Here is a 1,225-nt window from a genome sequence, read left to right on the forward strand (position 1 = left end):
GCTGTGAGTTCAATGGGTCGATGCAACGCTATCCTTAATCAAGGGGGACGTTGCCATGAAACGAAGAACTCGGATTAACTACACGCCAGAGCAGAAGGCGATTATCTGGGACAGATATAAGCAAGGTGATTCCCTGCATGATATCGCCAGAATGTTCGACAGATTTCATTCTTCTATCATGCCCACAATCCACCAGACAGGTGGCTATCGTCCTCCCGTGCGAAAACGGCACCGATTAGCGCTTTCGCTTGATGAAAGAGAGGAGATATCCAGAGGACTGGTAGCAAAACGCAGTATCAGGGACATCGCAGCCAAATTATCAAGAGCGCCCTCAACGATTAGCCGCGAGGTCAGGAGGCACGGAGGTGCCAAACAATACCGTGCAGCAAAAGCCGACACTGCTGCGTGGGAAAATGCTCTGAGACCAAAACCTTGCAAGCTAATTGAAAGCCCCGCATTGTGTAAAATTATTGCAGAGAAGATGCATCAGGACTGGTCGCCGGAACAGATCGCCGGTTGGCTGAAGCGCTGTTATCCGGATAATCAGGAAATGTATGTGTCACACGAAACGATTTATAAAACGCTTTTTATACAAACCCGGGGGGCATTAAAAAAAGAGCTGCAGCAATGCCTCAGAAGCGGAAGAGTGGTTCGTAGATCCAGAACATCATCGCTTAAAGGGAAAGGGTTAGGATCAATCCCGGATGCGATACCGATAAGCGAAAGGCCACCTGAAGTCGCAGACAGAGCCATACCGGGTCACTGGGAAGGTGATCTGATCCAGGGCTCGAAAAACTCCTATATCGTCACTCTCGTAGAACGCCATTCCCGCTTTGTTATGCTGGCCAAAATCAGAGACAACAAGACCATAACGGTTATATCTGCGCTCATCAGACAAGCCCGGGAATTACCTGCTGAGCTTTATAAAACACTAACATGGGATCGGGGGGCTGAAATGACCAGCCACACCCGATTTACTGTAGCGACAGACATTCAGATTTATTTCTGTGATCCACAATCGCCCTGGCAACGTGGCTCAAATGAAAATACGAACAGATTGCTCAGACAATATTTTCCAAAAGGGACTGACTTATCGGTTCACAGCCAGCAAAGACTAAACAGTGTTGCCAGACAGCTCAACGAAAGGCCGAGAAAAACGCTAGACTATGAATCACCCGCAGAGCGGTTTAGCCAGTGTGTTGCATCCATCGGTTGAACTCACAGC

The 1,225-nt window shown here is 48.6% G+C and carries 1 protein-coding gene; it reads left to right on the top strand.

Features of this window, described 5'->3' with window-relative positions; all coding sequences use genetic code 11:
- Positions 1-55: 55 nt before the first annotated feature.
- On the top strand, positions 56-1,216 hold the full coding sequence (locus FBY13_RS23315) for an IS30 family transposase (RefSeq protein WP_105091843.1): 1,161 nt from the start codon (positions 56-58) through the stop codon (positions 1,214-1,216).
- Positions 1,217-1,225 lie beyond the last annotated feature (9 nt).

It is taken from the genome of Pantoea sp. SJZ147 (assembly GCF_007828605.1).
Classification (GTDB): domain Bacteria; phylum Pseudomonadota; class Gammaproteobacteria; order Enterobacterales; family Enterobacteriaceae; genus Pantoea; species Pantoea allii.

Excerpts from the sequence above, each read along its gene's own strand:
- FBY13_RS23315 (WP_105091843.1), top strand. The coding sequence starts at position 56 with ATGAAACGAAGAACTCGGATTAACTACACGCCAGAGCAGAAGGCGATT.